The organism is Streptomyces sp. NPDC059718 (genome assembly GCF_042733315.1).
Classification (GTDB): Bacteria; Actinomycetota; Actinomycetes; order Streptomycetales; family Streptomycetaceae; genus Actinacidiphila.
Map to the genome: position 1 here is coordinate 71178 of NZ_JBHWGA010000038.1, position 19916 is coordinate 91093.

At 73.7% G+C, this 19916-nt stretch carries 23 protein-coding genes; 16 read left to right on the forward strand and 7 right to left on the reverse strand.

Annotated features, from left to right (window positions below; all coding sequences use genetic code 11):
- Positions 1-82: 82 nt before the first annotated feature.
- The 4 genes from ACFV3E_RS33575 to ACFV3E_RS33590 are packed head-to-tail and all read left to right on the forward strand — an operon-like array spanning position 83 to position 3506.
- On the forward strand, positions 83-997 hold the full coding sequence (locus tag ACFV3E_RS33575) for an ABC transporter ATP-binding protein (RefSeq protein ID WP_500538228.1): 915 nt from the start codon (positions 83-85) through the stop codon (positions 995-997).
- Positions 994-1707, forward strand: coding sequence for an ABC transporter permease (locus tag ACFV3E_RS33580; RefSeq protein WP_500366615.1), 714 nt, complete (start codon positions 994-996; stop codon positions 1705-1707). The genes ACFV3E_RS33575 and ACFV3E_RS33580 overlap by 4 nt, the downstream gene beginning before the upstream one ends.
- Positions 1708-1720: 13 nt before the next feature.
- Entirely contained in the window at positions 1721-2968 is a 1248-nt protein-coding gene (locus ACFV3E_RS33585) for a sensor histidine kinase (RefSeq protein WP_500538230.1), read from the forward strand.
- Positions 2898-3506 carry a response regulator gene (locus ACFV3E_RS33590; protein ID WP_500538232.1) on the forward strand — a complete coding sequence of 203 codons (609 nt, stop codon included), beginning with the start codon at positions 2898-2900 and terminating at the stop codon, positions 3504-3506. Before ACFV3E_RS33585 ends, ACFV3E_RS33590 begins: the two co-directional genes overlap by 71 nt.
- Positions 3507-3798: 292 nt before the next feature.
- On the opposite strand, the gene ACFV3E_RS33595 is transcribed toward ACFV3E_RS33590, so the two are convergent.
- Together ACFV3E_RS33595 and ACFV3E_RS33600 are read right to left on the reverse strand one after the other, a co-directional pair.
- A complete protein-coding gene (locus tag ACFV3E_RS33595; protein ID WP_500538234.1) occupies positions 3799-4623 on the reverse strand; it encodes a transglutaminase family protein in 825 nt (274 codons plus the stop codon).
- Positions 4624-4633: 10 nt separating this feature from the next.
- Positions 4634-5659, reverse strand: coding sequence for a GNAT family N-acetyltransferase (locus tag ACFV3E_RS33600; RefSeq protein ID WP_500372664.1), 1026 nt, complete (start codon positions 5657-5659; stop codon positions 4634-4636).
- Positions 5660-5772: 113 nt separating this feature from the next.
- Here ACFV3E_RS33600 and fdxA point away from each other — a divergent pair, with 113 nt between their 5' ends.
- Together fdxA and dapC are read left to right on the forward strand one after the other, a co-directional pair.
- On the forward strand, positions 5773-6093 hold the full coding sequence (fdxA, locus tag ACFV3E_RS33605; RefSeq protein WP_018561461.1) for a ferredoxin: 321 nt from the start codon (positions 5773-5775) through the stop codon (positions 6091-6093).
- A 94-nt stretch (positions 6094-6187) separates the two neighbouring features.
- Positions 6188-7300, forward strand: coding sequence for a succinyldiaminopimelate transaminase (gene dapC / locus ACFV3E_RS33610; RefSeq protein ID WP_500366608.1), 1113 nt, complete (start codon positions 6188-6190; stop codon positions 7298-7300).
- Positions 7301-7383: 83 nt separating this feature from the next.
- On the opposite strand, the gene ACFV3E_RS33615 is transcribed toward dapC, so the two are convergent.
- Positions 7384-7797: an ATP-binding protein gene (locus ACFV3E_RS33615; protein WP_500538236.1), complete on the reverse strand. Its 414-nt coding sequence runs from the start codon at positions 7795-7797 to the stop codon at positions 7384-7386.
- Positions 7798-8082: 285 nt separating this feature from the next.
- A complete protein-coding gene (locus ACFV3E_RS33620; protein ID WP_500538238.1) occupies positions 8083-9084 on the reverse strand; it encodes a VldE C-terminal domain-containing protein in 1002 nt (333 codons plus the stop codon).
- 64 nt (positions 9085-9148) lie between these two features.
- Here ACFV3E_RS33620 and dapE point away from each other — a divergent pair, with 64 nt between their 5' ends.
- Positions 9149-10216 (forward strand): succinyl-diaminopimelate desuccinylase, encoded by a 1068-nt coding sequence (dapE, locus tag ACFV3E_RS33625; protein ID WP_500538240.1) that lies wholly within the window; start codon positions 9149-9151, stop codon positions 10214-10216.
- Between the two features lie 81 nt (positions 10217-10297).
- Positions 10298-11092 (forward strand): LOG family protein, encoded by a 795-nt coding sequence (locus tag ACFV3E_RS33630; RefSeq protein ID WP_500538242.1) that lies wholly within the window; start codon positions 10298-10300, stop codon positions 11090-11092.
- A 10-nt stretch (positions 11093-11102) separates the two neighbouring features.
- On the opposite strand, the gene folP is transcribed toward ACFV3E_RS33630, so the two are convergent.
- Entirely contained in the window at positions 11103-11963 is an 861-nt protein-coding gene (folP, locus tag ACFV3E_RS33635; protein ID WP_500538244.1) for a dihydropteroate synthase, read from the reverse strand.
- Between the two features lie 123 nt (positions 11964-12086).
- On the opposite strand from folP, the gene ACFV3E_RS33640 reads away from it, so the two are divergent.
- Together ACFV3E_RS33640 and ACFV3E_RS33645 are read left to right on the forward strand one after the other, a co-directional pair.
- Entirely contained in the window at positions 12087-12467 is a 381-nt protein-coding gene (locus ACFV3E_RS33640; RefSeq protein WP_500538246.1) for a cell division protein DivIVA, read from the forward strand.
- Positions 12464-13054, forward strand: coding sequence for a DNA-3-methyladenine glycosylase I (locus tag ACFV3E_RS33645; RefSeq protein WP_500366596.1), 591 nt, complete (start codon positions 12464-12466; stop codon positions 13052-13054). Before ACFV3E_RS33640 ends, ACFV3E_RS33645 begins: the two co-directional genes overlap by 4 nt.
- 37 nt (positions 13055-13091) lie before the next feature.
- On the opposite strand, the gene chcB is transcribed toward ACFV3E_RS33645, so the two are convergent.
- On the reverse strand, positions 13092-13883 hold the full coding sequence (chcB, locus tag ACFV3E_RS33650) for a 2-cyclohexenylcarbonyl CoA isomerase (RefSeq protein WP_500538248.1): 792 nt from the start codon (positions 13881-13883) through the stop codon (positions 13092-13094).
- A gap of 262 nt (positions 13884-14145) precedes the next feature.
- Between chcB and ACFV3E_RS33655 the strand changes: the two genes are divergently transcribed.
- Positions 14146-14313: a DUF3117 domain-containing protein gene (locus ACFV3E_RS33655; RefSeq protein WP_018561471.1), complete on the forward strand. Its 168-nt coding sequence runs from the start codon at positions 14146-14148 to the stop codon at positions 14311-14313.
- A 109-nt stretch (positions 14314-14422) separates the two neighbouring features.
- Here ACFV3E_RS33655 and ACFV3E_RS33660 read toward each other — a convergent pair whose 3' ends face one another.
- On the reverse strand, positions 14423-15088 hold the full coding sequence (locus tag ACFV3E_RS33660; protein ID WP_499516934.1) for an O-methyltransferase: 666 nt from the start codon (positions 15086-15088) through the stop codon (positions 14423-14425).
- Positions 15089-15224: 136 nt separating this feature from the next.
- Here ACFV3E_RS33660 and sigE point away from each other — a divergent pair, with 136 nt between their 5' ends.
- From sigE to ACFV3E_RS33685, 5 genes are all read left to right on the forward strand, one after another.
- Positions 15225-16001: an RNA polymerase sigma factor SigE gene (gene sigE, locus ACFV3E_RS33665; protein ID WP_499513787.1), complete on the forward strand. Its 777-nt coding sequence runs from the start codon at positions 15225-15227 to the stop codon at positions 15999-16001.
- A complete protein-coding gene (locus ACFV3E_RS33670; protein ID WP_500538250.1) occupies positions 15998-16966 on the forward strand; it encodes an anti-sigma factor family protein in 969 nt (322 codons plus the stop codon). The genes sigE and ACFV3E_RS33670 overlap by 4 nt, the downstream gene beginning before the upstream one ends.
- Before the next feature lie 69 nt (positions 16967-17035).
- Complete coding sequence (locus ACFV3E_RS33675; RefSeq protein WP_500538252.1) at positions 17036-18532, forward strand: S1C family serine protease; 1497 nt, start codon at positions 17036-17038, stop codon at positions 18530-18532.
- 133 nt (positions 18533-18665) lie between these two features.
- Positions 18666-19106 (forward strand): sec-independent translocase, encoded by a 441-nt coding sequence (locus tag ACFV3E_RS33680; RefSeq protein ID WP_500538254.1) that lies wholly within the window; start codon positions 18666-18668, stop codon positions 19104-19106.
- A 78-nt stretch (positions 19107-19184) separates the two neighbouring features.
- Positions 19185-19796, forward strand: a complete 612-nt coding sequence (locus ACFV3E_RS33685) for a hypothetical protein (protein ID WP_500538256.1) — start codon at positions 19185-19187, stop codon at positions 19794-19796.
- The last annotated feature ends 120 nt before the right edge of the window (positions 19797-19916 follow it).

A 19916-nucleotide genomic window follows, 5' to 3' on the forward strand; every position in this document is an offset into this window, starting at 1 on the left:
GCCACACCCATGACATCTGTCATCCGCGGGACAGGACGCCCGGCACTGCCGCGCGGACCGCGCCGCAGGCGACGCTGCTGCCATGACCGCAACAGTGTTCACGCACGTGAGCAAGAGCTTCGGTCAGGTCCGGGCCGTCGACGACCTGAGCCTGACCCTCCACCCGGGTGAGACCGTCGCCCTGCTGGGCCCCAACGGCGCAGGCAAGTCGACCACCCTGGACCTGCTGCTGGGGCTGCGCACGCCCGACTCCGGCACCGTCGAGGTCTTCGGGACCACCCCGCGCCGGGCGATCACCGAGGGCCGGGTCGGGGCGGTGCTGCAGAGCGGCGGCCTCATGGAGGAGGTCACCGTGCGCGAGCTGGTACGGCTCGCCTGCGACCTGCACCCGCGGGCCCACCCCGTCGCCGAGGTGATGGCGGCCGCCGGGCTGGAGTCCATCGCCGACCGCAAGGTCGACAAGCTCTCCGGCGGCCAGGAGCAGCGCGTGCGCTTCGCCCTGGCCACGGCGGGCGCGAGCGACCTGCTGGTCCTCGACGAGCCGACCACCGGCATGGACGTCTCCGCCCGGCAGGCCTTCTGGGAGGCCATGCGCGGCCAGGTGAAGCAGGGCCGCACGGTGCTCTTCGCGACCCACTACCTGGAGGAGGCGGACGCCGTCGCCGACCGGGTGCTCGTCCTGCAGGGCGGCCGGCTGGTGGCCGACGGCACCGCCGCCGAGATCAAGGCGCGGGCCGGGGTCCGGCGTATCGTCTTCGACCTGGACACCCCGCCGGACGAGACCGCCCTGCGGGCCCTGCCACGGGTCACGGACGTGGAGATCACCGGGCGCACGGTGCGCATCCGTTCCACGGACGCCGACGCGACGGTGCACGCGGTCTACGCGGCCGGGCTCTACCCCCGGCACCTGGAGGTCGCCGGGCTCGGCCTGGAGCAGGCCTTCCTGGCCATCACGGAGTCGTCCAAGGAGTCCGAGGAGGAGGTGGCGGCGCGATGAGGACGCTGGCCCGGCTGGAGATCCTGCGCGTCCTGCGCAACCGCAGGTTCATGTTCTTCTCGGTGCTGTACCCGGTGCTGCTCTTCATGATCCTCACGGCGGGCCAGAAGGCCGCGATGGTGCCGTACTACATGGTCGCGATGTGCGCCTTCGGCGCCATGACCGCCGTGCTCATGGGCAACTCCGAGCGGATCGCCCGGGAGCGCGACAAGGGCTGGGTGCGCCAGCTGCGGCTCACCGCCCTCCCCGGGCGCGGCTACGTCCTGGCGAAGATCGCCGCGGCCGCCACGGTCAGCCTGCCCTCGATCGTGCTCGTGCTGCTCGCCGGCGGCGCCGTGAAGGGCGTGCGGATGGCCGCCTGGCAGTGGGCCGGGGTGCTGCTCACCAGCTGGGCGGGGAGCTTCGTCTTCGCCGCGCTCGGCGTGGCCATCGGCTACGTCGCCTCGGCGGAGACCGCCCGCCCCATCGCGATGATCGCCTACTTCGGGCTCGCGCTGCTCGGCGGCCTGTGGATGCCCTTCAGCTCCTTCCCCGGCTGGCTGCGCGACATCGCGAACCTGCTGCCGGCCCGGCCGTACGCGGCGCTCGGCCAGGCCGTCGAACTCGGCCAGGCCCCGCACGCCCGGGACGTCGCCGTACTGGTGGTCTACGGGCTGGTCTTCGCCGGGACAGCCGCTTGGATGTACCGCAAGGACACCGCGAAGGCCTGAGAGGAGAACGATCGTGGCCGCCGGAACGACACAGCAGCGGGAGGCCGCCGAGCCCCGGGACGCCCCGGCCATCGGCCGTGCCCCGGAGAACCGCCGCCAGGCCGTGGTCAAGCTGGTCTGGGTGGCCATGTGGATGCTCTACCTGGGCGCCCCGGTCAGCGACCTCGCCGAGGGCGGGCACGGCCTCACCGCGACCGTGCTCGGCTGGCTCGGGCTCGCCGCCTTCGTCGCCGCCTACCTGGGCATCGTCTTCCTGCGGACCAACGCGGAACACCAGCCGCGCTGGGTGTACGGGCAGCTCCTGCTGCTCTGCGCGCTGGGCCTGCTGATGACCTTCACCCTGGGCGACGCGTTCCTCGTGCTGTTCGTCTACCTGGCCGTCGGCTGCGGGGCGGTGCTGCCCGGCCGGCAGGCGCGCTGGGCGATCCCGCTGGTCACCGCGGTGCTCGCGGCCGTCGCCGGGCTCACCGGGGCGAACGAGGCCACGGTGGTCTCGCTGCTCGTGCCGTGCCTGCTCGGCGGCTACGCCATGACCGGGGTGCGCCAGCTGGTGCGCACCACCCGCGAACTGCGCGAGGCCCGGGCGGCGGTGGCCCAGCTCGCCGCCACGGAGGAACGGCTGCGGCTCGCCCGCGACCTGCACGACCTGCTCGGCCACTCGCTGTCGCTGATCACCCTCAAGAGCGAACTGGCCGGACGCATGCTGCCCGGCCGTCCCGAGGACGCCGCCGCGCAGGTCGCCGACATCGAGCGGGTCAGCCGGCAGGCCCTCGTGGACGTCCGGGAGGCCGTCAGCGGCTACCGCAGGCCCACCCTCGCCGCCGAGCTCGCCGGCGCCCGCGGCGCCCTGCAGGCCGCCGGCGTCCGCGCCGAGCTGCCCGCCACCGTGGCCGCCCCGCTCACCCCGGAGGCCGAGGGCGCGCTGGCCTGGGCCCTGCGCGAGGCCGTCACCAACGTCGTACGGCACAGCGGTGCCTCCCGCTGCGTGGTGACGGTCGCCGAGGACGACGGCACGGTACGGCTCACCGTCGCCGACGACGGCCGCGGCCCGGGCCCCGGCGCCACACGGCGCGGCAACGGCCTGACCGGCATGGAGGAGCGCCTGCTGCTCGCCGGTGGCCGCCTGGAGACCGCGGCGGACGGCGGCTTCACCCTCCACGCCGTCGTCCCGGCCGACTACGCTCACGGCCATGATCCGTGTGCTGCTGGCGGAGGACCAGTCGATGGTGCGCGAGGCCCTGGCCGCGCTGCTGGGGCTTGAGGAGGACATCGAGGTGGTCGCGCAGGTCGCGCGCGGCGAGGACGTCCTCGGAGCGGCCCGCGACGCCGGGGCGCAGGTCGCGCTCCTCGACATCGAGATGCCCGGCGCGATGACCGGCCTCGACGCGGCCGCCGTGGTGCGGGCGGAACTCCCCGGGGTCCGCGTCGTCATCGTCACCACGTTCGGCCGGCCCGGGTACCTGCGCCGGGCCATGGAGGCGGGCGCCGACGCGTTCCTGGTCAAGGACGCGCCCGCGGGGGAACTCGCGGAGGCGGTGCGCAGGGTGCTGCGGGGGGAGAAGGTGATCGACCCGGCGCTCGCCGCCGCCGCGCTCTCGGAGGGGGCCGACCCCCTCACCCCGCGCGAGCGCGACGTCCTGCGCGCGGCGGCCGACGGTTCCCTCAACGCGGACATCGCCCGCCGCCTCCACCTCTCCGAGGGGACCGTGCGCAACTACCTCTCCACCGCGATCCAGAAGACCGCCGCGCGCAACCGAACCGAAGCGGTCCGCATCGCCCTCGAACGCGGCTGGCTCTAGCCGCCCGCCGCCCGGGCCCGTGGGGGTCGCGGGAAGTCGTTCCTCCCCCAGCTGCCGCTGGGAGGTGCCCCCGGCGTGGGGGTGCCCCCGGCCGAAGTCCGGGGGAGGGCTGGCCCACCCCCACCCACCGGCGTGCACACGTGGGGGTACCCCCAGCCGCCAGGCCGGGGGAGAGACCGTGCGCACCGCACCGGTGCGGCGCCGTCGTGGGGCTGCGCCGGCCCTCCCCCGGCTGCCGCTGGGGGTGCCCCCGGCCTCCGGCGGGCGGCCGACCCGCAACCCCCCCGGGCGGTCAGTTGAGGAGCGCGCGGGCGGCCCGCGCCTGCCGCCGCATCGCCGTCGCGGCGGACGGCTCCGCCTCGGCGAGCACGTCCGCGTACGCCTCCATCTCCGCGGCACCCCGCGCGAAGTCCCCCTTCCGCACCAGGAGCTGGGCGTGCTCGAGGCGCAGCCGTGCCGGATGGTGGGGCAGCAGCAGCGCCAGTTCGACCGCCCACAGCTGCGTCGTCAGGTGCTCCGGCCGTGCCGAGGCCCACGCGCGGATGTTGTTGAGCACCCGCAGCACGATGTCCAGCGGATCCGCGGGCTCCAGCATCGCCGGGGAGGGCGCGGCCCCCGTCGCGCCCGCCACCAGCAGGCGCACGTCCTCCTCCCCGAGCCGCCGGCCGCCGTTGAACGGGTCGGCCAGCACGAAGACGCCCGCGGGGTCGCCGAAGCCCACGACGAAGTGCCCGGGGAGGGCGACGCCGTGGACGGGGCCGCCGGCACGCCGGACGACCTCCATCCAGACCACCGACAGCAGGATCGGCAGTCCGCGCCGCCGTCGCAGCACCTCGTGCAGCAGCGAGGACTCCAGGCGCTGGTAGTCGGCCGGGGAGCCGCCGAACCCGCAGCGGCCGGCGAGCAGTTCGGCGGCGGCGTCGGCCCACTCGGCGGGGCCGGTGAGGCCGTACGGCAGGAGCCCGGCGAGACGGTCGAGTTCCATCTGCGCCGCGTCCGTCCCGGCCTCGTCGAGGGACGGGTCGGCCTCGGCCCCGATGAGCAGGCACAGGTCCGCGAGGTCGGGGCGCACCTCGCGGGCGGCCTCGGCGAAGCGCTGCCTGGTGGAGTCGTCCATACCGGGGTTCTCACCCTTCCGCGGACAGCGGGCCGCGCCGGTAGTGGTACGCGTGGTGGGTGGTGAAGCCCATTCGGTCGTAGAGGGCGCGCGCGCCCTCGTTGTCCGTCTCGACCTGCAGGTACGCGCCGGAGGCGCCCTCGTCCAGGGCCTTGCGGGCGAGCGCGGCCATCACGGCCAGGGCCAGTCCGCGCCGCCGGTGGGAGGGGGCCACCTCGACGGCGCCGAAGGAGGCGAAGCGGCCGTCGACGACGCAGCGGCCGATCGCCGCGGGCCCGGCGTCGGCGGGGTCGCCGTCCCCCGGCACCGTGGCGAACCACACCGAGGGGCCGCCGGTGAGCACCTTCAGCGCCGCGTCGCCCAGGTCACCCGTGCGGTGGTAGCGGGCGAGCCACGCCGCGTCGGCCTCGCGGGACAGGTGCACGGCCTCGGCGCCGGGCAGGTCCGCGATCGGCGCCAGCGCGGCCGTGCGCAGCAGGGCATGGCCCTCCGCCGTCCAGCCGAGGCCGCCCAGCGCCTGCGCCAGCGTCTCGTCGGAGTCCTCGCCACCGGTGGTGACCTGCACGTACGGCGGCAGTCCGCGGTCGCCGTACCAACGGGCGATCCGCGCGGCGGCCTCCGTCAGCGGGACACCCGGATCGCCCAGCGGCAGCACGGAGTTGGCCCGCCTGGTGAAGCCGCCGGCCGCCCGGAGTGTCCACGCGCCCAGTCGGGCGGCCTCCTGCGCGGGCCAGCAGCGGGAGGCCGATTCCTGCAGTTCCCTGGCCGTCGCGCGGGGCGCGCGGGCGCCGCGGCGCGCCGGTGCGTCGGGCACGATCTTGCCCGCGACCAGGGACGATTCCGCGATGCGGACGGTCTCCCCGTCCCGACGGGTGACAACAAGCACCCCTTCGTTCCACGATGTGAGAATCCCGACGGCGTCGGCGAACACCGGCCGCCCCTCGACGATCTCCGCGATCCTCCGAACCGAAACGCGTTTGCCCACGTCAGAAGGGGTTATGCGTACCTCGAGCCGGCCTCCGGCGGTGAAATCCATGCTCATGACCGCCCCTCCTGTTCGTCTGCTGCCCAAGAACGGAGATACTAGGGGCGGGCATCGACGACGCCGCGCTCCCGCGCGAGACAGCCCTACCGAGGAGGAACGACAGCGTGACCTACGTCATCGCGCAGCCTTGTGTCGACGTCAAGGACAAGGCGTGCATCGAGGAGTGCCCGGTCGACTGCATCTACGAGGGCCAGAGGTCCTTGTACATCCACCCGGACGAATGCGTCGACTGCGGAGCCTGTGAGCCGGTCTGCCCGGTGGAGGCCATCTTCTACGAGGACGACACCCCGGAGGAGTGGAAGGACTACTACAAGGCGAACGTCGAGTTCTTCGACGAGCTCGGCTCGCCCGGTGGTGCCTCCAAGCTCGGGCTGATCGAGCGCGACCACCCCTTCATCGCCGCCCTGCCGCCGCAGGGCGAGTGACCCGACCGTTGCGGGCGGTCCCGTACGGCACACCGCCGTACGGGACCGCCGTGTTTCAGGCAGTGGCAGGCCGCGTGCCTGCGAGGAACGGAAAGTGAGCACCACCGTGGCGCAGCCAGTCTCGTCCAGACTCCCCGTCTTCCCCTGGGACCGGCTCGAACCGTACAAGGCCACGGCCGCCGCCCATCCCGGCGGCATCGTCGACCTGTCGGTCGGCACCCCGGTCGACCCGGTCCCGCACATCGTGCAGCGGGCCCTGGCCGGGGCCGCGGACAGCCCCGGGTACCCGACCGTGTGGGGGACGCCCGAGCTGCGCGCCGCCATCACCGGCTGGGCCGGCCGACGGCTGGGCGCCACCGGCCTCACCGACGCGCACGTGCTGCCGGTCGTCGGCTCCAAGGAACTGGTCGCCTGGCTGCCGACCCAACTGGGCCTCGGCGCGGGCGACAAGGTGGCGTACCCGCGGCTGGCCTACCCGACCTACGAGGTCGGGGCGCGGCTGGCGGGCGCCGAGGCGGTCGTCTACGACGAACCGACCGAGCCCGACCCGGCCGGGCTGCGGCTGCTGTGGCTCAACAGCCCCTCCAACCCCACCGGTCGCGTGCTGTCCAAGGACGAGCTGACCCGTGCCGTGGCCTGGGCGCGCGAGCACGGCGTGCTGGTGTTCAGCGACGAGTGCTACCTGGAGCTGGGCTGGGACGCCGACCCGGTCTCGGTCCTGCACCCGGACGTCTGCGGCGGCTCCTACGAGGGCATCGTGGCCGTCCACTCGCTGTCCAAGCGCTCCAACCTGGCCGGCTACCGCTCGGCGTTCCTCCTGGGCGACCCGGCCGTGCTCGGCGAGCTGCTGCAGATCCGCAAGCACGGCGGCATGATGACGCCCGCCCCGGTGCAGGCCGCCACGGTCGCCGCGCTCGGGGACGACGCCCACGTGGCCCGGCAGCGCGAGCGCTACGCGCGGCGGCGGGCGTCCCTGCGGGAGGCCTTCGAGGCGGCCGGCTTCCGCATCGAGCACAGCGAGGCGAGCCTGTACCTGTGGGCGACGCGTGACGAGTCCTGCTGGGACACCGTCGCGGACCTGTCCAAGGACGGCATCCTCGTGGCCCCCGGCGACTTCTACGGCGCGGCGGGGGAGCGGTACGTACGGATCGCCTTCACGGCCACCGACGAGCGGGTGGCGGCGGCGGTGCGCCGGCTGTCCTCCTGAGCCGCGGGCGGCCACGACGCGGGCGCAAAGGGCCCGGGGAGCACCGCTCGCTCCCCGGGCCCTTTCGGTGCGGCTGTGGGGGATCAGCCGCCGATGGGGAGCCCCTGGAGGGGCAGCCGGCCGGTTGAGGGGAGGCCGCCCGGCAGCCCGGAGCCCTTGGCGGTCTTCCCGAGCTCCTGGGCGGTGCCGCCGACGGTCCTGGCGGTCTGCGTCGCGGCTCCCTTGACGGCGGGCTGGGCGCCCTTGGCCAGGTCGCTGACGGTGTCGGTCGTCGCGGGCAGCGCCTCCTGCACGGTCTTCACGGCGCCGGACTGCTTGGCCACGCCGTTCACGGTGCCGGTGAGCTCGGGGGTCTTGTCCACGTTGGTCAGCCCACCCAGGTCGCCGACCTGCGGCAGCGCGGCGGCGGACGCGGCACCGGCACCGATGAGAGGAGCCGCGGCCGCGCCGACCAGCAGGGCAGCCCGGGCGATCCGACGCGCGAGGGGGAGAGACATGGTGCTCCTTTTACGGAGAGACGACAGTTTCGACGTGACATGTCCGCGGGGCGGACGTCGTGACTACCGCGTGAAGGGGGCCGAAGGTTGCGGCCGCCAAGAGTAAAGAATTGGTAATGCGAAAGGATTCCCGGGGCGGTAAAGCGGAGCAATTCGGACGGAGCCGGAAGTGCCGCGGAAACGTCACAGCCCTTGATCAGGAGCTTTTTTCGCACCCCCGAACGAGGGGATTCACATCTGATGGTTTTGGCGTATCAATCACCCGCCTGGGGGTGAATACCCGCACTATTGCGCGACGGTGATCCTGACGTCGCCCCCGGCCCCGTGCGCGGCGTCGGAATTCGACGCCGTCCAGCCCCGGTCGGAGGCCTTGGCCGACCACTCGCGGTTCCCGAAGGACACCTTCTCCACCTTCAGTTCATGGGCGTGCGCCACCGCCCACTGGGCCAGCTCCCAGCCCCGCCGGCCCTTGTCGCCGCGCGCCTCGTTCCCCGCCGGGGCCGACGGCACGGCCACCGTGCGCCGCGCCGGACCCCCGCCCCGCGCACCGTTCTTGGCGTCCCGCGCGGCCTCGTCGTCCGGGTCCGCGGGCGTCCCGGTGGTGCGCGGCGCCACGTCGGCCCCGAACTCCCGCACCAGCCGCTCCCGCACCTTCGCCGGGTCGCCCCCGGAGACCGCACCCGCGGCCACCGGGGTGACGCAGGTGAGCGCCCCGGCGTGCCGGCCGGTCAGCGCGCCGGCCAGCAGCGCGGCGTCCGCCTCGTGCTTGGCGTAGGCCTGAGGGAAGCCGCTCTTCTGCACTTTCTGCGCGGCCACCGTGAGGGGCAGCCGGGAATAGCCGTGGATCTTCACCAGGCCGTCGAAGAATTCGTTGGAGGCGTAGACCGGGTCCATGATCTGCGCGGCCGTGCCCCAGCCCTGCGAAGGGCGCTGCTGGAACAGGCCCACCGAGTCGCGGTCCCCGTGGTCGAGATTGCGCAGCGCCGACTCCTGCATGGACGTGGCCAGCGCTATCGTCACCGCCCGCTCCGGCAGCCCGCGCGAGGTCGCCACCGCGGCGATCGTCGAGGCGTTCGCCGCCTGCTGGGGCTCCAGGGTCAGGCTGCCGGCCTCCGTGGTGACCGTGCAGGCCGGATGGCGCGGACCGCCGCCGACGCCGGCCAGGTGGTACGCGGAGTAGCCCGCGACCCCCAGCAGGACCAGTCCTGCGGTGATCAGACGGGCTGCGCGCCCCCGCCTGCGGGGGGCACTTGCGGCGGGTGTCGAGGTCGACGGTGGCTTCGGCACGCGCACACCGTACCGAAGCCCGCTGTGCCGGTGGCCTCGTCAGGCCCCCGGTAGGGTCGGCGGCATGGAACGGCCCGTGCTCGATCTCAGTCAGGACGCCGCCGCCGTGACGGCGCAGCTCGTCGACATCCCCTCCGTCAGCCTCGCCGAGAAGCCGCTGGCGGACGCCGTGGAGAGCGCCCTGCGCGCCCTGCCCCACCTGACGGTGGACCGGGACGGGGACGCCGTCGTCGCCCGCACACGGCTCGGCCGGGCCGAGCGCGTCGTACTCGCCGGTCACCTGGACACCGTGCCGATCGCCGAGAACGTGCCCTCCCGCCTCGACGGGGACGGCGTCCTGTGGGGCTGCGGCACCTCCGACATGAAGTCCGGGGTCGCCGTCCAGCTGCGGCTCGCCGCGACCCTCACCGAGCCCAACCGCGACCTGACCTTCGTCTTCTACGACGCCGAGGAGATCGCGGCGGAGCACAACGGCCTCAAGCGGCTCGCCGAGAACCACCCGGAGTGGCTCGCCGGCGACTTCGCCGTCCTGCTGGAGCCCACCGACGCAAAGGTCGAGGGCGGCTGCCAGGGCACCTTGAGGTTCCGGGTGGAGACCACCGGCCGCCGCGCCCACTCCGCGCGCAGCTGGCTGGGCGAGAACGCCATCCACAAGGCCGCGCCCGTGCTGGCCCGGCTCGCCGCCTACGCGCCGCGGCAGGCGGTCGTCGACGGCCTCACCTACCGCGAGGGCCTCAACGCCGTCATGATCGAGGGCGGTCACGCCGGGAACGTGATCCCCGACTCCTGCGCGGTGATCGTCAACTTCCGCTTCGCCCCCGACCGTTCCGAGGCCGAGGCGTTCGCCCACGTCCGCGAGGTCTTCGAGGGCTATGACGTGCGGCTGACCGACAGCGCCCCCGGCGCCCTGCCGGGCCTGTCCCACCCGGCGGCGGCCGCCTTCGTCGAGGCCATCGGCACCGAGCCCGCGCCCAAGGAGGCCTGGACCGACGTGGCCCGCTTCTCCGCGCTGGGCGTCCCGGCCGTGAACTACGGCCCCGGCGACCCCCGGCTCGCCCACACCCGCGAGGAGCACGTCGCCGTCGCCGCCGTCCTGGAGGCGGAGGAGAAGCTGCGCGCCTGGCTGTCGTAACGAGCAATTCAGCGGCGCGTTCTTGATCCGCCCGGCGGACGCGGTCGTACCCTGACCGGACGGCAGCGAAAGGAGCGCGACATGGACAGTGACGCGGAGGAGGCGTCCGCCGCCGAGACAGCCGCGGCGGAGGGCCGCCCCACGGGGCGCGGCTGGCCCGAGCGCCACACCGGTCCCGTCGTACGGCGCCGGGGCCAGGTGCAGAAGTCCACGACCGACCAGCGGTTGCTGGACACCCGCGGACCCTCGGACTGGGTCCACGGCGACCCGTGGCGCGTGATGCGCATCCAGTCGGAGTTCGTCGAGGGCTTCGGCGCGCTCGCCGAACTCGGCAGGGCGGTCAGCGTCTTCGGTTCCGCCCGTACGGCCGAGGGCTCGGCCGAGTACGAGACCGGTGTCCGCATCGGCCGCGCCCTGGCCGAGGCGGGCTTCGCCGTCATCACCGGCGGCGGCCCCGGGGCCATGGAGGCGGCCAACCGGGGTGCCTGCGAGGCCGGCGGGGTCTCGGTGGGCCTGGGCATCGAGCTCCCCTTCGAGCAGGGGCTCAACCCCTACGTCGACATCGGCGTGAACTTCCGCTACTTCTTCGTCCGCAAGACGATGTTCGTGAAGTACGCCTCCGGGTTCATCGTCCTGCCGGGCGGCTTCGGCACCCTCGACGAGCTCTTCGAGGCCCTCACGCTGGTCCAGACCCGCAAGGTCACGCAGTTCCCCATCGTCCTGTTCGGCTCCGCCTACTGGCGCGGCCTGGTCGACTGGGTCCGCAACACCGTCGTGGACGGCGGCAAGGCGTCCCCGGTCGACCTGGAACTCCTCCACGTCACGGACGACGTCGACGAGGCGGTCGCCCTGGTGACCAAGGAGATCGGCGACTGAACCGAGGGCCCTACGCCAGCCCCCGCCGGGCGACCGCCGGGGGCCGGTGTCCCGCGATCGAGGCCACCATGTCCAGCACCTGACGGGTCTCGGCGACCTCGTGCACCCGGTACACCCGGGCGCCGAGCCAGGCCGAGACGGCGGTCGTCGCCAGGGTGCCGATCAGCCGCTCCTTGACGGGGCGGTCCAGGGTCTCGCCCACGAAGTCCTTGTTCGACAGCGAGACCAGCACCGGCCAGCCGGTGGCCGTCATCTCCGGCAGCCGCCGGGTCGCCTCCAGCGAGTGCCGGGTGTTCTTCCCGAAGTCGTGGCCGGGGTCGATGAGGATGGCGTCCCGCCGCACCCCGAGCGCGGCCGCCCGCTCCGCGAGGCCCACCGTCACCTTCAGGATGTCGGCCATCACGTCCTCGTAGCCGACCCGGTGCGGCCGGGTGCGCGGCGGGGCGCCGCCCGCGTGGGTGCAGACCAGGCCGACGCCGTGCTTCGCTGCGACCTCGGCGAGCCGGGGGTCGACGCCGCCCCAGGCGTCGTTGAGCAGGTCCGCGCCGGCCTCGCAGACCGCCTCGCCGACCTCGTGGCGCCAGGTGTCGACGCTGATCACCACGTCGGGGTGGCGCCGGCGCACCTCGGCGACGAAACCGGCGGTCCTGCGGATCTCCTCCTGCGCCGAGACCTCCTCGCCGGGGCCCGCCTTCACCCCGCCGACGTCGATGATCGCGGCACCCTCCGCGACCGCGCGCCCGACGCGTTCGAGGGCCGGTGCGTCGGTGAATGTGGCGCCCTGGTCGTAGAACGAGTCCGGCGTCCGGTTCACGATCGCCATGATCACGGGCTCGTGCTCGCCGAATTCCCGTGTGCCCAGCCGCAGCATGTCGCGCCTGCCTCCTTCGAAATGTCGTACGCCGATCGAAGATAGTCGCCGACCGCACACCGCGCGCACGGCGCGACGTGGCACGATCGTGGCGTACACGTCGGGCCGACCCCGGGAGAGGTCTTGTTCTGGTTCATGCTCATCGCGTTGGTCGCGGTGGTCGCCGCGGTCGCCCTCGCGGTGCTCGGCGACGGCGGGGTGCTCCGTGACGTGCAGCCGGACCGGGTGGACGACCGGCTGCCGCCGCAGCGGCCGGTGGGCCGCGCGGACGTCGAGCGGCTGCGCCTGCCGGTGACCGTGCGCGGTTACCGCATGGTGGACGTCGACGACGTGCTGGAGCGCCTCGGCGCGGAACTGGCCCAGCGCGACGCCCACATCGCCGACCTGGAGGCCGCGCTGGCCGGCGCACACGCCACCCGGCTCGGCGGCCACTCGCTGCTCAAGGACGCCGAGCAGGGCCCGCGGGCCCCCGAGGACCCGCGCGCCCCCGGGAGCGGGCTGTGAGCGACGGCGGCGTGGTGACCGGGCCGGACGGCCTGGCCCGCTGCCCGTGGGGGCTGTCCACCGACGACTACGTCGACTACCACGACACCGAGTGGGGGCGCCCGGTGCACGGCGAGGCGGCCCTCTTCGAGCGGCTGTGCCTGGAGGCCTTCCAGTCGGGCCTGTCCTGGATCACGATCCTGCGCCGCCGCGAGGGCTTCCGGAAGGCCTTCGCCGGCTTCTCCCCGGAGGCGGTCGCCGCCTTCACCGACGACGACCGGGAGCGGCTCCTCGCCGACACCGGCATCATCCGCAACCGCGCCAAGATCGACGCGTCCATCGGCAACGCGCAGGCCACCCTGGCGCTGCGCGAGGCCCACGAGGGCGGTCTGGACGCCCTGGTCTGGTCGTACGCGCCGGATCCCGCCGGACGCCCGGCACCCCGCACGGTCGCGGACGTGCCGGCCGTCACGGCGGAGTCCACCGCCCTGGCCAAGGACCTCAAGAAGCGCGGCTTCCGCTTCGTCGGCCCCACCACGGCCTACGCGCTGATGCAGGCCTGCGGCCTGGTGGACGACCACCTGGCCGACTGCTGCGCCCGCCGCTGAGCGTCCCGGCCGTCCCTGCCGCCCCGTCTGCCCCGGCTCAGCGGCCGAGGAAGCGGGGCCTGTCCTTCTTCAGGAACGCCTCGACGGCGATCCGGTGGTCCTCGGAGGCACCGGCGGCCGTCTGCAGCTCGTCCTCCTTGGCCAGGGTGTCGACCAGCGAGTGCCCTTCGCCGTACGCCAGGGAGGCCTTCACCGCCGCGTAGGCGACCGTCGGGCCCTCGGCGAACGTGCGGGCGACCGAGGCGGCCTCGGCGGCCAGCTCGCCGGCCGGGACCAGGCGGTTGGCGACGCCCAGCTCGAAGGCCTCCTGCGCGCTGATCGTGCGCGGGAAGAGCAGCAGGTCGGCGGCGCGGCTGCGGCCCACCAGCCGGGGCAGCGTCCAGGAGGCCCCGGAGTCGGCGGTCAGGGCGACGCCGACGAAGGAGGTGTTGAAGGCGGCGGTGTCGGCGACCACGCGGTAGTCGCAGGCGAAGGCGAAGCCGGCGCCGGCGCCCGCGGCGACCCCGTTGACCCCGGCGACGACGGGCTTGGGCATGGTGGCGATCGCGGTGACGATCGGGTTGTAGTGCTCGCGCACCGTGGACATGGCCGGCCCGCCGCCCTCCTCCTGGAGGAACGCGACGTGCTCCTTGAGGTCCTGGCCGACGCAGAAGGCCTTGCCGTTCGCGGTCAGCAGCACGGCCCGCACCGCGGGGTCGGCGCCCGCCGCCTCCAGGGCGTCCCGCAGGGCGACCTTGGTCTCCACGTTCAGCGAGTTCATCGCCTCGGGGCGGTTCAGGGTGATGGTGGCGAGCCCGTCACTCACCTCGTACAGCACGGTGTCGGCCATGTGGTCCCCTTCGTCGCGGCTCACGTTCGGGGCCAGCATGCCGGAGATCGCCGGGCACGGACATGTGACCCCCATCAAACGCGGCCGAGAGTGCCATCACCGAAATGGACGGTTTTGCGGGACCGGGTTCTCGAACGGATGGGAACCGATGTTGGTCATCAGGTCACCCGATGCGGGATAATGGCCGAGAACCAATGTGTTCGAGTCCGGTGGCGCCTGGGCCACCGTGTGCGAAGAGCTGGTTTCAGGAAGGGGAACGAGCATGGCGGCCATGAAGCCGCGGACGGGTGATGGCCCGCTCGAGGTGACCAAGGAGGGGCGGAGCATCATCATGCGCGTTCCGCTCGAGGGCGGCGGACGGCTTGTCGTCGAGCTGACTCCCGACGAGGCGGATGCACTCGGCGAGGCTTTGAAGAAGGCCATCGCCTGACAACCGGCCAATCCAAGCCTTGGGCCCCTGGCGGCATGCGCCGGGGGCCCACTTGTTTGTCCGTTTACGCGCCGCTCCGGAAACAGGTGCATTCCGGGCGGGGAAATTGTCAGCCGCGCCGTACCGCGCAGAGCAGGCCGTCGTCGGTCGGCAGCAGGACGGGGGCGAGGGCCGCGTTGTCCCGTACCGTCCGCATCAGTTCGCGCAGCCGGATGACCTCCGGCTCGGAGTGGGCGGCGTCCATCGACCGACCCTGCGCGAAGGCCCCCTCGAAGCAGACCAGCCCCCCGGGGCGCAGCAGGCGCAACGATTCGCCCAGGTAGTCCGGGTACTCCAGCCGGTCCCCGTCGCAGAACACCAGGTCGTAGCCCCCGTCGGCGAGCCGGGGGAGGACGTCCAGCGCCCGGCCGGGGATGAAGCGGGCGCGGTTCCCCGCGAACCCCGCCTCCCGGTAGGCGGTGCGGGCGTGCTGCTGGCGGTCCGGTTCGGTGTCGACGGTGGTCAGCACGCCGTCGGGGCGCATGCCCTGCAGCAGGTGGATCCCGGAGACCCCGGTGCCGGTGCCGATCTCCACCACCGCCTTGGCGTCCGTGGCGGCGGCCAGCAGCCGCAGTGCCGCGCCGGTGCCGGGGGAGACGGGGCGCACGCCTGCCTCACGAGCTCGCCCGCGGGCTCGTATCAGCGCGTCGTCCTCGGCGACGAAGGCGTCCGCGAACGCCCAGCTCGCCTGCCGGTTGCCGGTAATTGCCCTCTCCTGTCCGCCTGACGGTTGCAGCCCGCCCGGCGACTGTATCCGTTGCGGTCGGGAACCCGCAGATGGGACCGCTCGTTGGTACCTGCGACGGACCTGAACGTCAGGGGCCGGGAGCGATGCGCCCGGCACTTATCCGGAGCTAACGGGCGAGGTGGCTATGGTAGGGGCTCTACTGGACACCACCAGAGCCGACAGGGGAGGTGCGGCTGCGGCGGGTCACCGGGGAGTGCTCTCGCGCTTCCGCAGGTCGGCCGGCGAGCCGAAATCCGTGACCGATACAGCTGACGACCGTCCGCGCAACGACGAGTCCGTGACTGTGGCCGCCAACGCGACCTTCGCCACCGACGGGGACAACCAGGCGTGGACTCCCCCTTCGTGGGAGGAGATCGTCAGTACGCACAGTGCCCGGGTCTACCGCCTGGCGTACCGTCTCACCGGCAACCAGCACGACGCCGAGGACCTCACCCAGGAGGTCTTCGTCCGCGTCTTCCGCTCGCTGTCGACGTACACCCCCGGCACCTTCGAGGGCTGGCTGCACCGCATCACCACCAACCTCTTCCTCGACATGGTCCGCCGCCGTCAGCGCATCCGCTTCGACGCCCTGGGCGACGACGCCGCGGAGCGGCTGCCGAGCCGCGAGCCGTCCCCGGCGCAGCACTTCGCCGACACCCACTTCGACGCGGACATCCAGCAGGCGCTGGACACCCTCGCGCCGGAGTTCCGCGCGGCCGTCGTGCTCTGTGACATCGAGGGCCTGTCCTACGAGGAGATCGCCGCGACGCTCGGCGTGAAGCTGGGCACCGTGCGCAGCCGTATCCACCGCGGTCGTTCGCACCTGCGCAAGGCGCTGGAGCACCGTGCGCCGGCCGCCCGTCCGGGCCGCGCGCCCGTCCTGGCCACCGGCCGGCCGGCCCTGGAGGGCGGGAGCACGTGAGCAGCGGTGTCAGCCGGCATCTCACGTGTGCCGACCAGCACTTGGGCGACCACCTCGCCGCCTTCGTCGACGGCGAGCTGCACGACGACGCCCGCGACCGGGTGCTCGCGCACCTGGCGACCTGCCCCGACTGCAAGGCCGCTGCCGACGAGCAGCGCCGGATGAAGGACGTGGTCGCCGCCTCGGCGCCGCCCGCACTGTCCGCAGGCCTGCTCGCCCGCCTCCAGGAGCTGCCCGGGGGTGACGGGGACGGCGGAAGCGGGCCCTTCGGGGACGGCGGACTGATGGAGACGGCCAGCCTCGGCGGTGAGCGCCTCGGCGGCGGTCTGTTCGGGAAGGCGCGCGAGGAGTTCTCGCTGCCCCTGTCCGCGTCGGCGTCGCGCGGCTTCCGGATCCACGAGAGCGGCCGCTCCGGCGCAGCGGTCGCGCCCGTCGGCCCCGCTTCCTCCGCCGCCGCGGTCCGCGGCCGGCGCCGTTTCGCCTTCGCCGCGGCGGGCGCGGTCTCCATGGCGGCCATCGCGCTCGGCGGCGCCCTGCCGCTGGACGCCGCGGTCGACGGAGCCGGCGGCACCCCGCTCTCCCGCAGCGGCCCGGGCGCCCCCGCGACGCCGTTCAGCGGCGCGACCGCCCGCGCGGCCGCCGACGTGTGGAGCACGGCCACCAGCGACCTGCTGCACCCCGACTCCCGCGGCATGCATCCGTACGGCGTCGGCGCGGCCGACGGCCGGATGCCCGCCGGCACCGTCACCCGGCCGCTGGGTCTGTCCGCCGACGAACGGTCGGTCACCGGCTCGGCCGCGTCCGCGGTCCCCGGGGTCACCCCGGCACCCGCCCTGGCCCCGCCGACGACCGCGAGTCCCTCCGCTTCCCCCGGCTCGTCGAGCGGCGTCAAGGCCTCGCCTGCCGTGCCCGTTCCGCTCGACTCGGTCGTCCCCCTGGTCGGCCACTTCCCCGTGACCCGCTGAGCGGTCGGCTGCGGGCGGCGCCGACTCCTGGTTCAATCCAGGGAGGACTGGTCGTCGTAGGGGAGCACCGTGGACGAGGGGAAGGCCGAAGGGCCGAAGTGGTGGAGCCGGCCGGAGACGGTCGCGCCGGTTCCCCCTGAGCCGCGGGACCGGCCCGCCCCGGACACGGTCCCCGACGCACCCGCCGGGCCCCCCGCCGGAGCGGCCCCCCGGCACGCCCCGGATCCGTACGACACCCCGCCGTACGGCGAGCCCGGCCCCTGGGCGCCCGCGCCGCCCGTCCAGCCCCCCGCCGGCGCGGCGCCACCGCCGCAGCAGCCCGCGCCCCCGCCCCCGCCGCCGAGCGGCCCGCCCGGACCCCCGGCGCCGCTGTCCGTCGGCCAGTGGCACCGCTACGACCCCTGGGCGCCCCCGGGCGGCTCCACGGGGCAGCAGCCGACCGCCCGGCGCACGGGGAGCCGGCGCGCCCCGCTGGCGGCCGCCCTGATCGCCGTCACCCTGATCGCCGGGGGCATCGGAGGGGCGCTGGGCGCCTACGTGCACGACAGCGGCGGCACACCGGAGGTGACCCTGCCGCAGGCCACCGCGGAGGCCGGCACCCGCGCCCCGGACAGCATCGCGGGCATCGCGGCCCAGGTCCTGCCCGGCGTCGTCTACATCCACGTCAAGGGCGACGCCGGTGAGGGCACCGGCACCGGGTTCGTGCTGGACGGCGAGGGCCACATCCTCACCAACAACCACGTGGTGGAGAGCGTCGCCAAGAGCGGCACCATCTCGGTGACCTTCAACGGCGGCCAGGTGAAGCCCGCCACGATCGTGGGCCGGGACACCGGCTACGACCTGGCGGTCATCAAGGTCAGCGGGGTGAAGGGGCTCCACCCGCTGACCCTCGGCGACTCCGACGCCGCCCAGGTCGGCGACCCGGTCGTCGCCATCGGCGCCCCGTACGGCCTGGAGGGCACCGTCACCTCCGGCATCATCAGCGCCACCCAGCGCCCGATCACCGCGGGCGGGGAGACCAACAGCAGCGACGTCAGCTACGTCGACGCCATCCAGACCGACGCCCCGATCAACCCCGGCAACTCCGGCGGTCCGCTGGTCGACGCCAAGGGCCTGGTCATCGGGATCAACAGCGCCATCCGCTCGGCGGACAGCGGCTCCGACCCCTTCGGCAACAGCAGCCAGGGCGGGAGCATCGGCCTCGGCTTCGCCATCCCGGTCAACCAGGCCAAGCGGGTGGCCGAGCAGCTGATCAACGACGGCAAGGCCACCCACCCGGTGATCGGCGTCAGCATCAACCTGCAGTACTCCGGCGACGGCGCCCAGGTGAGCCCGGAGGGCCAGGGCGAGGGCGACTCGGTGACCCCGAACGGCCCCGGCGCCAAGGCGGGCATCGAACCGGGTGACGTGATCACCGCCATCGACGGCAAGCGGGTGCACAACGGCGAGGAGCTGATCGTGCGGATCCGCGCCCACCGGCCCGGCGACACGCTGCAGCTCACCGTCAAGCGGGACGGCAAGCAGCGGGCCATGGAGCTGACCCTGGGCTCGGCCAGCGGGAACTGAGCACGGCGAATTCGGGATTTACCGGGGCGCGACCTACTGTTGACCCTGCCCACTCCCGTGCAGACGGTTGGGGCAGGTACGGTGAGATCCGCCGGATTCCGTCCGCCGGCCGAGGACCACGAGGAGCTGCACGGTGTTTTCAGACATAGGCGCGCTGGAGGTCGTCGCGCTCGTGATCCTTGCCGTGCTCGTGTTCGGGCCGGACAAGCTGCCCAAGGTCATCAAGGACGTGATGCAGTTCGTCCGCAAGGTGCGGGAGTTCTCCGACAGCGCGAAGGCGGACATCCGCAGCGAGCTGGGCCCGGAGTTCAAGGACTTCGAATTCGAGGACCTGCACCCGAAGAACTTCGTCCGGAAGCAGTTGCTGGACAACGACGAGCTGGGCCTGAAGGAGATCCGCAACGGATTCGACTTCAAGGAGGAGATGTCGGCGGTCACCGACGCCGTGCACGGCCGCGACAGCGGCGGCGGCTCGGGTTCCACCGCGGGCTCCTCGGACACCCCGGACCGGCTGCGCAAGCGCGACGGCTTGACGCCCGGCGAGGCCCCGCCGTTCGACTCCGACGCCACCTGATGCGGGGGCCTGCCCCGATCACGTAGCGCGAGTGGCTATTCTCCCTTTGTTTGCCCTTATGGAGGAGGCGCCGCGCGTATGGAGACCACAGCTGATCCGGCGGATCGTACGACCGGCGGCTATCTCAAGGCCGACTTCACCTGGTACGGACTGGACGAGGCGTTCACCGGCGACCGCTGGCTCGCGCCCGTCGGCATGAGCGCCGACGGCACGGTCGAGCACGGCTCCACCGGCCACGGCGACGAACCGTCGGTCAAGGTCGAGCCCACCCCCGACCACCGCCGCTTCGTGGTGGTCGTCACGGTCGCCGACCGCCCGGTCCGGCGCAGCTCGGACGGCACCGGCGTGCTGGACGCCACCTCGGTCGCCTCGGCGGCCTGGCTGGCGGGTTCCGGACTGCTGACCTGCACTTGGCCCACCCAGATGGAGCGGCACCTGCGGCAGAACTGGCTCGACCAGCAGACCGCCATCGCCTGGGACCTCGCAGACAACCTCGAGGGCCCCGACTGGTCGGCGCTCAGCCTGCCGGTGGACGGCGTCCCCACGCCGTTCCACTACCGGGAGTCGGAGTACGGCTGGGTGATGGCCGGATCGGCGCGCGGGGTGCACCTGGGTGCCTTCGGGCGCGGGATGAGCGCCTACGGCCTCGGCCTGGCCCAGGTGAAGGACATCACCATGTACCGGCCGTGAGGCCGTGAGCGACGGCTCAGGGGCGCCGCCCCGCCCCCGGGGCCCCCCCGGGCCCGTGCCGGGGGCGGGCCCGGGCCCCCCCCCCCGGCGGAACCATTTTGGGGGCGGGGTGGCCCCCCG